This window comes from Ruegeria sp. CRTD044, assembly GCF_059613485.1.
In genome coordinates this window covers 51535-65198 of the sequence record NZ_JBXWSP010000016.1, presented here as the reverse complement: position 1 = coordinate 65198, position 13664 = coordinate 51535, and the positions used below count along the sequence as shown (strand labels likewise).

At 63.5% G+C, this 13664-nt stretch carries 12 protein-coding genes; 7 read left to right on the top strand and 5 right to left on the bottom strand.

The window, feature by feature from the left end; all coding sequences use genetic code 11:
• Positions 1 to 22: 22 nt before the first annotated feature.
• From AC2FNL_RS12680 to AC2FNL_RS12670, 3 genes are read left to right on the top strand one after another with little or no spacing between them, the layout of a single operon-like run.
• Entirely contained in the window at positions 23 to 1189 is a 1167-nt protein-coding gene (locus AC2FNL_RS12680) for a M20 aminoacylase family protein (RefSeq protein ID WP_093964885.1), read from the top strand.
• A 16-nt stretch (positions 1190 to 1205) separates the two neighbouring features.
• Positions 1206 to 2369: a M20 aminoacylase family protein gene (locus tag AC2FNL_RS12675; protein WP_170581416.1), complete on the top strand. Its 1164-nt coding sequence runs from the start codon at positions 1206 to 1208 to the stop codon at positions 2367 to 2369.
• A 24-nt stretch (positions 2370 to 2393) separates the two neighbouring features.
• The gene (locus AC2FNL_RS12670; RefSeq protein ID WP_496833867.1) at positions 2394 to 3557 is read left to right on the top strand and encodes a M20 aminoacylase family protein; all 1164 of its coding nucleotides are present in this window, start codon (positions 2394 to 2396) and stop codon (positions 3555 to 3557) included.
• A gap of 39 nt (positions 3558 to 3596) precedes the next feature.
• Here AC2FNL_RS12670 and AC2FNL_RS12665 read toward each other — a convergent pair whose 3' ends face one another.
• Positions 3597 to 4907, bottom strand: a complete 1311-nt coding sequence (locus tag AC2FNL_RS12665; RefSeq protein WP_496833866.1) for a 3-deoxy-D-manno-octulosonic acid transferase — start codon at positions 4905 to 4907, stop codon at positions 3597 to 3599.
• A 1-nt stretch (position 4908) separates the two neighbouring features.
• Positions 4909 to 5916: a GTP 3',8-cyclase MoaA gene (gene moaA / locus AC2FNL_RS12660; protein ID WP_496833865.1), complete on the bottom strand. Its 1008-nt coding sequence runs from the start codon at positions 5914 to 5916 to the stop codon at positions 4909 to 4911.
• 91 nt (positions 5917 to 6007) lie between these two features.
• Here moaA and AC2FNL_RS12655 point away from each other — a divergent pair, with 91 nt between their 5' ends.
• Positions 6008 to 6412: a hypothetical protein gene (locus tag AC2FNL_RS12655; protein WP_496833864.1), complete on the top strand. Its 405-nt coding sequence runs from the start codon at positions 6008 to 6010 to the stop codon at positions 6410 to 6412.
• On the opposite strand, the gene AC2FNL_RS12650 is transcribed toward AC2FNL_RS12655, so the two are convergent.
• From AC2FNL_RS12650 to glmU, 3 genes are read right to left on the bottom strand one after another with little or no spacing between them, the layout of a single operon-like run.
• Positions 6400 to 7086 carry a DNA alkylation repair protein gene (locus AC2FNL_RS12650; RefSeq protein ID WP_496833863.1) on the bottom strand — a complete coding sequence of 229 codons (687 nt, stop codon included), beginning with the start codon at positions 7084 to 7086 and terminating at the stop codon, positions 6400 to 6402. The two genes, AC2FNL_RS12655 and AC2FNL_RS12650, sit on opposite strands and share 13 nt — an antisense overlap.
• 6 nt (positions 7087 to 7092) lie before the next feature.
• Positions 7093 to 8916, bottom strand: coding sequence for a glutamine--fructose-6-phosphate transaminase (isomerizing) (gene glmS / locus AC2FNL_RS12645; RefSeq protein WP_496833862.1), 1824 nt, complete (start codon positions 8914 to 8916; stop codon positions 7093 to 7095).
• A gap of 4 nt (positions 8917 to 8920) precedes the next feature.
• Positions 8921 to 10273, bottom strand: coding sequence for a bifunctional UDP-N-acetylglucosamine diphosphorylase/glucosamine-1-phosphate N-acetyltransferase GlmU (gene glmU, locus AC2FNL_RS12640; RefSeq protein ID WP_496833861.1), 1353 nt, complete (start codon positions 10271 to 10273; stop codon positions 8921 to 8923).
• A gap of 133 nt (positions 10274 to 10406) precedes the next feature.
• Here glmU and AC2FNL_RS12635 point away from each other — a divergent pair, with 133 nt between their 5' ends.
• The 3 genes from AC2FNL_RS12635 to AC2FNL_RS12625 all read left to right on the top strand — a co-directional run bounded on the left by AC2FNL_RS12635 (position 10407) and on the right by AC2FNL_RS12625 (position 13630).
• Complete coding sequence (locus AC2FNL_RS12635; RefSeq protein WP_093965072.1) at positions 10407 to 11078, top strand: HAD-IA family hydrolase; 672 nt, start codon at positions 10407 to 10409, stop codon at positions 11076 to 11078.
• 40 nt (positions 11079 to 11118) lie between these two features.
• Positions 11119 to 12309: a DegT/DnrJ/EryC1/StrS family aminotransferase gene (locus AC2FNL_RS12630; RefSeq protein ID WP_496833860.1), complete on the top strand. Its 1191-nt coding sequence runs from the start codon at positions 11119 to 11121 to the stop codon at positions 12307 to 12309.
• Between the two features lie 157 nt (positions 12310 to 12466).
• Entirely contained in the window at positions 12467 to 13630 is a 1164-nt protein-coding gene (locus AC2FNL_RS12625; RefSeq protein ID WP_093964895.1) for an isovaleryl-CoA dehydrogenase, read from the top strand.
• Positions 13631 to 13664 lie beyond the last annotated feature (34 nt).

Genomic DNA, 13664 nt, shown 5'->3' with positions numbered 1-13664 from the left:
TCAGAAGCTCGGAGAGTTGAACATGCCGGTCAAAAACAGACTTGCCGAAATGCACGCCGAGATCACCAAGTGGCGGCGGCACCTGCATGCGCATCCCGAGTTGATGTACGACGTGCAAGAAACCGCCGGCTTCGTTGTCGACCGGCTCAAGGCGTTCGGTGTCGATGAAATCACGCCGGGTATAGGTAAAACCGGTGTCGTGGCCGTGATCCGAGGGCGAACGGACACGCAGGGCCGCGTGATCGGGTTGCGGGCCGACATGGATGCCTTGCCGATCAACGAGGCGACCGGAGTGGACTATGCCTCGACCGTGCCGGGCAAGATGCATGCCTGCGGGCATGACGGGCATACGTCGATCTTGCTCGGCGCTGCGCAATACCTTGCGGAGACGCGAAATTTCGACGGAGCGGTGGTTCTGATCTTTCAACCGGCCGAAGAGGGCGGGGCCGGCGGTCTGGCCATGTGCCGCGATGGGCTTATGGATCGCTGGGGCATTCAGGAAGTCTACGGCTTGCACAACATGCCCGGCCTGCCTGTCGGAGAGTTCGCAATCCGGCCCGGCGCGCTGCTGGCGTCGTCGGACGAGTTCGAGATCGTCGTGACCGGCAAGGGTGGCCATGCCGCCGCGCCGCATGAAGCCATCGACACAACCTTGGTGGCATCGCACATCGTGGTTGCGCTGCAATCGGTGGTGTCACGCACCGTTGATCCGATCCGGCGGGTAGTGCTGACGGTGGGGACGTTTGAAACTGACAGCGTTGCCTCGAACGTGATTGCGCACACAGTCCGGCTGCAGGGCACGGTTCGCACACTGGACCCGGAATACCGCAGCATCGCCGAGGAGCGCATACGTCGGATCGCCGAAGACACAGCCTCGGCTTTTGGCGCCAAAGCCCGCGTGACCTGGACGCCCGGATACCCGGTGACGGTGAACTCCGAGGCGGAAACGGCCTTCGCCGCCGAAGCCGCCGAGGCGGTGGCCGGCAAGGTCAATGACGCAACGGATCCGATCATGCCGTCGGAAGACTTCGCCTACATGCTTGAAGAACGGCCCGGAGCCTACATCTTCTTGGGGAACGGCGACACGGCCATGTGCCACCATCCCGAATACAATTTCGACGACCAGGCCATTCCGGCCGGATGCAGCTGGTTCGCCGAGCTTGTCGAACGACGAATGCCCATCGCCTGAAACAGGAAAGACAGTCATGCCGATCAAGAACCGTTTTGCCGAAATGCACCCCGAAATCACCGGTTGGCGGCGCGACATACATCAACACCCCGAAATTCTCTACGATACCCATCGGACCAGCGCATTGGTTGCGGAAAAACTGAAAGAGTTCGGTTGCGACGATGTCGTGACCGGGATTGGCCGGACCGGGGTGGTCGGCGTGATCAAGGGCAGGACCGACACCCAAGGCCGCGTGATCGGCCTGCGGGCCGATATGGATGCGCTGCCAATGCAGGAGCAGACGGGAGCGGAATATGCCTCCAAGACTGCGGGCGCCATGCATGCCTGCGGCCATGATGGTCACACTGCGATGGTTCTGGGCGCCGCCAAATATCTGGCCGAGACCCGAAACTTCGATGGGACCGCGATCGTGATCTTTCAACCGGCCGAAGAAGGCGGCAACGGTGCTGAAGCCATGTGCCAGGACGGTTTGATGGACCGCTTCGGCATCCAGGAAGTCTATGCGATGCACAACGTGCCGGGCCTGCCGACCGGGCAGTTTGCCATTCGCTCCGGGCCGCTGCTGGCGGCGGCGGACGAGTTCGACATCCATCTTGAAGGCCGCGGCGGTCATGCCGCCAAGCCGCAGGAAACCGTGGATACTACGGTCATGCTGTCGCAACTGATCGTGGCCCTGCAGACCATCGTTTCGCGCAACGCCGACCCGATCTTGCAGGCCGTTCTGTCGGTCACCGCGGTCGAGACCTCGTCGAATGCGTTCAACGTGATCCCGCAATCGGCCCGGCTGCGCGGCACCGTCCGCACCCATTCGAACGAGATGCGCGACCTGATCGAACAGCGGCTGAAAGAAGTTGTGCAAGGTGTCGCGGCGACCATGGGTGGCACCGCCACGGTGACCTACTCGCGCGGCGTTCCGGTCACGATCAACGCGGAAGAGCAGACTGGATATGCAGAATCCGCGGCAATTGCCGTCGGTGGCAGTTGTGCCGAGGCACCGATGGTGATGGGGGGCGAAGACTTCTCGTTCATGTTGCAGGAACGTCCCGGGGCCTTCATAGTCCTGGGAAATGGCGACAGCGCCGGGCTTCACCACCCCGAATACGATTTCAATGACGAGATCATTCCGATCGGATGCTCGTGGTTTGCAGAAATGGTCGAACGCCGGATGCCGGTGGCCTGAGATTTTTAAGGAGAGAAGACGAAAATGCCAGTGAAGAACCGCTTTGCCGAATTGCAGGATGAAATCACCGCCTGGCGGCGTGATATTCACGAGAATCCTGAAATTCTGTTCGATACGCATCGCACCAGTGCGCTGGTTGCGGAAAAGCTGAGAGAATTCGGCTGCGACGAGGTGGTCACGGGGATTGGCCGCACCGGAGTTGTCGGGGTGATCAAGGGCAAGGCCGACACCAAGGGGAAGGTGATCGGATTGCGGGCGGATATGGACGCTTTGCCGATCCACGAGGCGACGGGGTTGGACTATTCTTCGAAAACGCCGGGTGCGATGCATGCCTGCGGCCATGACGGCCACACCGCCATGCTGCTGGGGGCGGCCAAATACCTGTCCGAAACGCGCAATTTCGACGGAACCGTCGTTGTTATCTTCCAGCCCGCCGAGGAGGGTGGCGGCGGCGGCCGCGAAATGTGCGAAGACAACCTGATGGAGCGTTGGGGCATTCAGGAAGTCTACGGAATGCACAATTGGCCCGGTAAGCCTGTGGGCAGCTTCTCGATCCGGCCGGGGGCGTTCTTCGCGGCGACTGACCAGTTCGATATCACGTTCGAAGGTCGTGGTGGTCATGCCGCCAAACCGCATGAAACCGTGGACACCACTGTCATGACTGCGCAGGCGGTTCTGGCGTTGCAGACCATCGCGTCGCGCAATGCCGATCCGATCGATCAGGTCGTTGTTTCGGTCACCTCGTTCGAGACCTCGTCGAAGGCGTTCAACGTGATCCCGCAGAAAGTGCAGATCAAGGGCACCGTGCGTACCATGAGCAAAGAGATGCGCGACCTTGCTGAACAGCGCATCAACGAAATCTGCTCGGGCGTCGCGGCGACATTCGGCGGTGCTGCCGATGTTAACTATATCCGGGGCTATCCGGTCATGATCAACAGCGACGAACAGACCGAGTTCGCCGCCGAGGTCGCCCGCTCGGTTTCGGGGGCCTGCGAGGAGGCGCCTTTGGTCATGGGCGGCGAGGATTTCGCCTACATGCTGGAAGAGCGCCCCGGCGCCTATATCCTGGTCGGCAATGGCGACACGGCGATGGTTCACCACCCGGAATACAATTTCAACGACGAGGCGATCCCTGCCGGGTGCAGCTGGTGGGCCGAGATCGTCGAACAGCGGATGCCCGCAGCCTGATACCGTGGCGGGGGCGCAGGCCCCCGCTGCTGCTTGCGGTCAGCGGCCTGCGTCCTCCAGACCCAGTTTGTCGCATAGCGTATCTACAACCGCATCCAGCGCCGATTTCTGGGTGTTCACGCAGGATTGCGCCGCCGCTTGCGCTGCGGCCAGCGCCGATCTGTCCGACAGCCAAAGCTCGACCGCTTTGGCCAACTCTGGCGCCGACGCGACTTCGACCGCGCCGCCGCTGTCCACCAGTGGGGCAAAGGTCTCGGCGAAATTGTAGTAACCCGGCCCGGTGATCACCGCGGCGCTAGCCTGCGCTGGTTCGAACGGGTTGTGGCCGCCGATCTCTTTCAGCGACCCGCCCAGAAACACGATCGGGCACAAAGCGTACCACGTTCCGGTTTCGCCCAGCGTATCGGCCACATAGACCTGCGTCTCGTCGGTGATCTGCTGCCCGGCGCTGCGTAGAGCATGGCTTTGACCTGCGGCATCAATCAGGGCGCAGACCTCGTCCCGCCGTTCCGGGTGGCGGGGGATCAGCAGCAGCAGCAGGTCGGGCCAGCGGTTCAGCAATTCGGCATGGGCGGCCAGAACGGTCTCCTCCTCGCCCACATGGGTCGAGCTGGCGATCCAGACCGGCCGCGCGCCAATCTGGGTGCGGATTTGCGTCAACGTGTCTTGATCCACCGGCAGCGGATCGGACATGGCCTTGAGGTTGGTTCCGGGTTGCACCAGATCGGCGGGCGCGCCCATGGCGATCAGGTTTGCGGCGGTGCGGTCGTTTTGCGTCAGGAACAGGCGGAACTGGCTCAGAACATAGCGGGCGGTGTCGGGGCGCTTCTTCCACCCGGCCACCGATTTCTCGGACAGGCGCGCGTTCAGCAGGGCCAGTGGTGTCCCACGCTGGGCGGTCTCGACGATCAGTCGTGGCCAGATCTCGCTTTCGACAAAGACGCCGGCATCGGGCCGCCAGTGATCCAGGAACCGCGCCACCGGGCCGGCGCTGTCCAGAGGGGGGTATTGGTGGCGGGTGCGCGGCGGCAGACGTTTTTCCACCAACGCCGCCGAGGTCGGGGTGCCAGAGGTGATCAGGAACTGCGCATCCTCGATCCGTTCGCTCATGCGCCTGATAAGGCTCAGAACCGACAGGCTTTCGCCCACGCTGGCCGCATGGAACCAGATCAGCCGACCGTCAGTGCGGGGCAGACTCGCATGGCCCAGCCGCTCGCGCTGACGTATTTCGGAAACACCCGCCGATTGCAGCTTGGCGCGAACGGTGCGCCAGGCCAACGGCATGGCGATGGACGTCAACGCGCAGTACACACGGTACAGCGCCGTGGGTCGCCCCGACAAGTCTGACATGTCAGCCGCCCGTATGGCTCATGTGACGGCTCATCTGGCCGTCGATCTTCTGGCGAGAATAGTCAAAATCATGGCCCTTGGGCTTGAGGGTAATCGCAGCGCGGATCGCCTGTTCCAACGGCTCTTCGCTGTTGGTGTGGTCGCGCAGGGGCGCGCGCAGGTCGGCCATGTCCTCTTGCCCCAGGCACATGTACAACTCGCCCGTGCAGGTCAGGCGTACGCGGTTGCAGCTTTCGCAGAAATTATGGCTGAGCGGTGTGATGAAACCTATCTTTTGCCCGGTTTCCTCGAGCCGGACATAGCGCGCCGGGCCGCCGGTGCGCTCGGCCAGACCAGTGACGGTATAGAGGTTTTCGTACTCGGCCCGCACGTCTTTCAGTGACCAGTACTGGTCCAGCCGATCCTCGTTGCCGATGTCACCCATGGGCATGACCTCGATCCAAGTCAGGTCCATGTCGCGTTCGGCGCACCAGCGGGTGATCTTGGGCAGCTCTTCCTCGTTGAACCCTTTCAGGGCCACCGCGTTGATCTTGACGCGTAACCCGGCCTTCTGTGCGGCATCGATCCCGCCCAAGACCTGTTTCAAGCGACCCCAACGGGTGATCTTGGCGAACTTGTCCTCGTCCAGCGTGTCGAGCGAGACATTCACCCGCCGCACCCCGGCGGCATACAGGTCGTCGGCGAACCGGGCCAGTTGCGAGCCATTGGTGGTCAGCGTCAGCTCTTTCAGTGCGCCGCTGTCCAGATGCCGGGTCATCGAGTCGAAGAAGCCCATGATCCCACGGCGCACCAGCGGCTCGCCGCCGGTGATCCGCAGCTTTTCCACGCCCAGCCGGATGAAGGTCGAGCACATCCGGTCCAGTTCTTCCAGCGTCAGCAGCTCTTTCTTCGGCAGAAAGGTCATGTTCTCCGACATGCAGTAGACACAGCGGAAATCGCAGCGGTCCGTGACGGAGACGCGGAGATAGGTGATTGCGCGGGCAAACGGGTCGATCAGCGGAGCAGTCATGCTCAATAGGTAAAGCGCACGGTGCCTTGCGACAAGTCAGAACTGCGCTTGAGGGGTGGAACGCGGGCGCGGGCAGGGGTAGGCTGGTCGCATGCGATACCTGTTTGTTCTTTTTCCTGCGTTTCTGACCGGCTGTGATGCGGTGCGGCAAGGCCTTGATCGCGCGCCGGATGCAGAGCCTGCGCAGGCGACAGAAACCGCCGCTGCGACCGCAGAGGTGGAAGCAACGCCTGTTGCGGCTGTGAACACCGGATGGGCCGGCGCCAAGACAACGATTGCCGGACTGGGCGATCCGAACAAGCCCGGACGCTGGCTTGAAACGCCGTTGGTCGAAACTGAGATCAATGGCCGGGTGGTCGTACCCAAGACGGGCGCGCAGGCGTATATCACACTTGTGCCGGCGTCCTCAGGCGGCAGCCGCCTATCGGTTGAGGCGATGCGTGCGCTGCTGGTGCCGTTTGACGAACTGGTCGAACTGGACGTTTATTCCAATTGATCTTTCAGGTACTTGCCAGCCTCTTTGCGGGCAAAGGGCTTCATCGCGTCACCGTACGTGGCCAGAAACGCCCGGACCCGATTGGGATCGTGTTTGGACAGGTCGCGCAGCCACCAGGCCACCGCCTTCTGGATGAACCAGTCGCGATCGGGGACATACTTGGCGGCCCAACCCAGGATGCGGTCGCGGCGCTGTAGGTCCTCGGGCTTGGGGTGGTTTTGCTTGGTCCAGGGCAGGGTGGCGACCAGTGCCGCGCGTCGGGTCCACATGTGATCCGAGGTCGTCCAGCCTTCGACCTGATCCAGCCGCGACGGATCGGCCCACAGGCGCTTTTGCATGGCCATGCTGGCATGGTCGGCCACCGCCCAAGCGTCGAAATCGGACAGCCAGCTTTGCAGCAGGTCCCAAACCGCCTGATCGGGGCGGATGCGCGCCTGCGTCAGCAGCTTGGCGGCGGCCAGCCGCGCCTCGTGAATGTTGGTCTGCCACAGCTGATCGGCCAGCGCGACGCGGGCGCCCACGTCCATCTGTTGCCGCCAGCTTTTGGTCAGATCATTCAGCACCGGGTTCGGTACCCCAAGATAGGGGCGGTCGACCTTGTGATAGGCCGCCATCTGGGCGGTCCGGTCCGGGTCGGCATGAGCCTTGATCTGGTCCAGGGGGCTGTCCGGCATGGCGGCTTACTCGACCGTGACGGATTTCGCCAGGTTGCGGGGCTGGTCCACATCGGTGCCCTTGGCGACCGCCGTGTGATAGGCCAGCAGTTGCGCGGGCACCGAATACAGGATCGGCGCGACCGAGGCGTGGGCATGTGGCATGCGGATCGTGCTCCAGACCCCGTCCTTGGCATCTGCGATCCCGTCGTCGTCCGAGACCAAAATGACCTTGCCCTTGCGCGCCATGACCTCTTGCATGTTCGACACGGTCTTGTCGAACACCGCATCGCGCGGGGCCATGACCACCACCGGCATGTGCTTGTCGATCAGGGCGATAGGGCCGTGCTTCAGCTCGCCCGAGGCATAGCCCTCGGCGTGTATATAGCTGATTTCCTTGAGTTTCAGCGCGCCTTCGAGGGCCAGCGGGTACATCAGGCCGCGTCCCAGGAACAGAACGTCGCGCGCCTCGGACAGGCGCTGGGCGGATTTCCGGATCGCCTCCTCCTGGTCCAGCGCGGCATTCAGCAGTGTCGGCAGGCCGCGCAGCGCGGCGGCGTGATCGGCCAGCGCATCGTCGTCCAGTGTGCCCCGGTCGGCCGCGGCCTTGAGCGCCAGCATCAGCAGAACGCTCAGCTGGCAGGTGAAGGCCTTGGTCGAGGCCACGCCGATCTCGACCCCGGCATGGATGGGCAGTGCCACGTCGCTTTCCCGCGCGATCGAGCTTTCGGGGACATTGACCACCGAAACGATCTTGTCGGCCTTGCCCTCGCAATAGCGCAGCGCGGCCAAGGTGTCGGCGGTTTCGCCCGACTGGCTGACGAACAGGGCCAACGTGCGGTCGGTGATCGGCGGTTCGCGATAGCGGAACTCGCTGGCGATATCGACCTCGACCGGCATCCGGGCCAGCTGCTCGAACCAGTACTTGGCGGTCAGACAGGCATAGAAGGCCGTGCCGCAGGCCACCATGGTCAGGCGGTCCAGCTTGGAGAAATCAAGATCAGTGTCCGGCAGAACCACCCGGTCGCCGCCGGTGGGCAGGTACGAGCGGATCGCCTCGGCCACCACCACCGGCTGTTCGGCGATTTCCTTGGCCATGAAGTGCTTGTGCCCGCCCTTGTCGGTCCGGGTCTGATCCAGCTGGATCTTGCGGATCTCGCGATTTGCGATCTCACCGGCCTCGTTGCGGATCTCGACCGAAGTGCGGGTGACGACGGCGCGGTCGCCTTCCTCCAGATAGGTGATCCGGTCGGTCAGCGGCGCCAGCGCAATGGCGTCCGAGCCGACGAACATCTCGCCATCCCCGTGCCCGATGGCCAGCGGCGAGCCTTTGCGGGCGGCGACGATCAGGTCATCTTCGCCGTCGAACAGGAAGGCCAGCGCAAAGGCGCCTTGCAGCCGGTCGATGGTCTTGAAGGCGGCCTCGACCGGGCTCAGCCCCGATTTCATGTAGAATTCCGTCATCAACGCGACGGTTTCGGTGTCGGTCTCGGTCTGGAAATCGATGCCGTTCTCAGCCAGTTCGGCCCGCAACTCGCGATAGTTTTCGACGATGCCGTTGTGGACCACGGCGACCGGCCCGGCCTGATGCGGGTGCGCGTTGCTGACAGAGGGTGCGCCGTGGGTCGCCCAACGCGTGTGCCCGATGCCGGACTTGCCAGGCAGGGGGTCATGCACCAGCAGGTCACTGAGATTGACCAGCTTGCCCACCGCGCGCCGACGGCCCAGCTTGCCGCCGTTTACGGTTGCGATGCCCGCACTGTCATAGCCGCGGTATTCCAGTCGTTTCAGTGCTTCGACCAGGATGGGCGCCGCCTCGTGCTTGCCCAATACGCCAACAATTCCACACATTTACTCAGGCTCCCTTGTCCCGGCGTGCCTTTTTCGCCTTCAGCATCTCGAACAGCTTGCGGGCATAGCCCGGCTTGTTTTCCTGTTTGGCGCGGCCCACCGCCAGGGCGTCGGGTTCGACGTCGCGGGTCACGATGGTGCCGGTGGCCGTCATCGCGCCGCTGCCCACGGTGACCGGGGCCACCAGCATGGTATTCGAGCCGACAAAGACATTCTCGCCGATCACCGTGCGGTGCTTCATCACGCCATCATAGTTGCAGGTGATGGTGCCCGCGCCGATATTCGTGCCCGCGCCCACCGACGCATCCCCGACATAGCTGAGGTGATTGACCTTTGCGCCCTCGGCAATCTCGGCATTCTTGATCTCGACGAAATTGCCGATGCGGGTGTTTTCGGCCAGTTCCGCCCCAGGGCGCAGCCGGGCATAGGGGCCGACCACGGCGCCGCGGCTGACATGGCAGCCTTCCAGGTGCGAAAACGCCCGGATCGTCGCGCCGCTTTCGACCGTGACACCGGGGCCGAAGACCACGTTGGGTTCGATCACCGTGTCGCGGCCGATCACCGTGTCGGCGGCCAGATAGACCGTCTCGGGGGCCATCAAGGTGACGCCCAGATCCAGCAGCTCGGCCCGGGCGCGGGCCTGGAACACGGCGTCGGCAGCGGCCTGATCGGCGCGGGAGTTCACGCCCAGCGTCTGCGCCTCGTCGCACGAAACGGCGGTGACCTTCAGGCCGCGGTCGCGCGCGATCTCGACCACGTCGGTCAGGTAGTATTCGCCCGAGGCGTTGTCGTTTCCGACCGCGTCGATCAGGTCGAACAGAGTGCCCGCGTCACACGCCAGAAGGCCCGAGTTGCAGAAGGTTATGGCGCGGTCTTCATCTGAAGCGTCCTTGAACTCGACGATCCGCTCCAAGGCGTCGCCGTTCATCACCAAGCGGCCATACCGGGCTGGGTCGGCGGCCTCGAAGCCCAGGATCACCAGATCGTTGTCAGCCCGCGCGGCGATCATGCGCTCCAACGTGTCGGGCTGCAGAAACGGGGTGTCGCCGTACAGAACGACCACGTCGCCGGTGAATCTGTCCAAAGCCGCGCGCGCCTGGGCGACGGCATGGGCGGTGCCCAACTGTTGGTCCTGCACGACGATGCGGGCGTCTTCATCCTCGGCCTGCGCGACCTTGGCCACCGCTTCAGCGCCGTGGCCGGTGACGATGACCGTGCGTTCGGGTGCCAGAACCGACCCGGCGCGCATGGCGTGCACCAGCATCGGAACCTGGGCGATCGGGTGCAGAACCTTTGGGATATCCGAATTCATCCGGGTGCCTTTTCCGGCGGCAAGGATGACAAGGGCAGTGCTCATGAATGCGTTTTCTCTTTTGTTTTGTCGCGGTCCGTTTTATCCGCTGGGGGCAGGGGCGCAAGCCGTTCGGCCATCAAACAAGATTGCCGTTTGCAACACGACATGGCGGAAAACTGCCGAGCAAGGAGACAGAATGCGCACGGTCATCTTCGATCTGGACGGGACTTTGGCCGATACGTCGGGGGATCTGCTGGTGGCGGCGAACCATTGTTTCCGGCAGATGGGGCATGGCGATGTGCTGGTGCACGGGCAGGATGCGGCGGTGGCTTTGCGCGGGGGGCGGATGATGCTGACCCACGGTCTGAAACGTCTGGGCGCCTATGACGAAGAGACCGTGAATGCCTATTACCCGGTCCTTCTGGATGCTTACGCCCAGGCGATCGACACCCACACCACCTTCTATCCCGGCGCGCTGCAGGCGGTCGAGGCGCTGAAGGCCGCCGGATACGGTGTCGGCATCTGTACCAACAAGCCCGAGGCGCTGGCCGAGCTGCTGATGACGCGGCTGGGCGCGCGGGCGCTGTTCGGCTCGCTGGTGGGGGCGGATACGCTGCCGGTGCGCAAGCCCGACCCCGCGCCGCTGCGCGAAGCGGCGCGCCGGGCCGGGGGGCATCCCGACCACTGCATTCTGGTGGGCGACTCGGACACCGACAGGAACACGGCCCGTGCCGCAGGGGTGCCTTCGATCCTTGTGACCTTTGGCCCATCCGGCGATGACATGGCCGCGCTGCAGCCCGAGGCGCTGCTGCACCATTTCGACGATCTGCCCGCAATCGTCGCCGAGCTTGTGAGCGCGGCGGTCTGATCCCTTGACCCGCGCTGCGACTGGCCCCACAAACGACGCCATGACCGAGCGATTTTCTGGCAGTTTCACCCAGCAGGAGCCGATCCCCGACGAGGCGATCGAGGCTGCGCTGGCCGTTCTGCGTCACGGGCGGTTGCACCGCTACAACGTGGCCCCCGGAGAGTTGAGCGAAACCGCCCTGTTGGAACAGGAATTTGCCGCGCAGATGGGCGCGAAATACTGTCTGGCCGTGTCCTCGGGCGGCTATGCGCTGGCCACGGCCCTGCGTGCCGTGGGGGTCCAGCCGGGGGATGCGGTTCTGACCAACGCTTTCACGCTGGCCCCGGTGCCGGGGGCGATCGCCTCTGTCAATGCGCGCCCGGTTTTCGTGGGCGTGACCGAGGGGCTGACCATCGATCTGGACGATCTGGAAGCCAAGCTGGACCGCGCCAAGGTTCTGATGCTCAGCCACATGCGCGGGCATCTGTGTGACATGGACCGGTTGATGCAGATGTGCGACGCCGCCGGAGTGACGGTGATCGAGGACTGCGCCCACACGATGGGCGCCGCCTGGCGCGGGCAACTGTCCGGCCGTCAGGGGGCGATCGGCTGCTATTCCTGCCAGACCTACAAACATGTGAACTCGGGCGAGGGTGGTCTGCTGGTTACAGATGACGAGATGCAGGCGGCCAAGGCCACAATGCTTTCGGGCTCGTACATGCTGTATGAACGCCACCTTGCGGCGCCGGGTCCCGAGGTGTTCGAGCGGATCAAGTACACCACGCCGAACGTGTCGGGGCGGATGGACAATCTGCGCGCGGCGATCCTGCGGCCCCAATTGCGCGATCTGGATCGGCAGGTGCGGCGCTGGAACGAACGTTATGCCGAGATCGAGTCGGGCCTGCGCGGCACGCCCGGCCTGACCATCGTCGAGCGGCCCGCCGAGGAGAGCTATGTCGGCTCGTCGATCCAGTTCCTGCTGCTGGAGTGGACGCCTGAGCAAATCGCCGAGGTTTTGCGGCGCTGCGCAGATCGCGGGGTCGAGCTGAAATGGTTCGGCGGGGCCGAGCCAACCGGGTTCACCTCGCGCTATGACAGCTGGCGCTATGCCGAGTCGGAGCGGATGCCCGAGACCGACCGGATTCTGCGCGGGATCATCGACATGCGCGTTCCGCTGACCTTCTCGCTGGACGATTGCGGCCTGATTGCCGGCATCATCCGCGCCGAGGTCGGCGCCGTTTTCCAACAGTAATTCAATCGAGTGCGCCATGCGGCGCACGCTCGAACCCTGCAAAAGCCGCCCAAGGGGCGGCTTTTTCAAATGGGTCACGCGATGATTGACCGCGCGGAGAAAGGTCTGTATCAGTTTATTGAACAGCTGTTCATTAACGCGAAAGAGGAGAGCGCGGATGTTCACGGCGACAATGCAATTCGATCTGGGTGAAGATGTGAACGCGCTGCGCGAGATGGTGCACCGCTGGGCGCAGGAGCGGGTCAAGCCGATGGCGGCCGAGATCGACAAGACGAACGCGTTTCCTAACGAGCTGTGGAAGGAAATGGGTGAACTCGGTCTGCTGGGCGTAACCGTTCCCGAACAGTATGGAGGCGCCGAAATGACCTATCTGGCGCATACGATAGCGGTTGAAGAAATCGCACGCGCCTCGGCATCGGTGGCGCTGTCCTACGGGGCGCATTCCAACCTCTGCGTCAACCAGATCAAGCTGAACGGCACTGAAGAGCAGAAGCAGAAATACCTGCCGCGCCTGATTTCGGGCGAACACGTAGGTGCCCTGGCAATGTCGGAACCCGGCGCGGGGTCGGATGTTGTGTCAATGAAGCTGCGGGCGGAAAAGCGCAACGACCATTACCGCCTGAACGGCAACAAATACTGGATCACCAACGGTCCGGATGCCGATACGCTGGTTGTCTATGCCAAGACCGACCCGGAGGCTGGCTCCAAGGGCATCACCGCCTTCCTGATCGAGAAGGACATGAAGGGATTCTCGACCTCGCCCCATTTCGACAAGCTGGGCATGCGCGGTTCGAACACGGCCGAACTGGTCTTTGAAGATGTCGAGGTGCCGTTCGAGAACGTGCTGGGCGAAGAAGGCAAGGGCGTTGCGGTGCTGATGTCGGGCCTCGACTATGAGCGTGTGGTGCTGGCCGGGATCGGCACCGGGATCATGGCGGCCTGCCTGGACGAGATTATGCCCTATCTGGCCGAGCGCAAGCAGTTCGGCAAGCCGATCGGAACCTTCCAGCTGATGCAGGGCAAGATCGCCGACATGTACACGGCGATGAATTCGGCTCGGGCCTATGTCTACGAGGTCGCCAAGGCCTGTGATCGGGGCGATGTAACCCGGCAGGATGCGGCGGCGTGCTGCCTTTACGCCTCCGAGCAGGCGATGGTGCAGGCGCATCAGGCCGTTCAGGCCATGGGCGGGGCCGGGTTCCTGGCGGATGCGCCGGTCAGCCGGATCTTCCGCGACGCCAAGCTGATGGAGATCGGAGCGGGCACCAGCGAGATCCGCCGGATGCTGATCGGCCGCGAATTGATGAACAAAATGCTTTGAAGAAAAACGCCTCGCCGACGAGGTCACGGCGAGG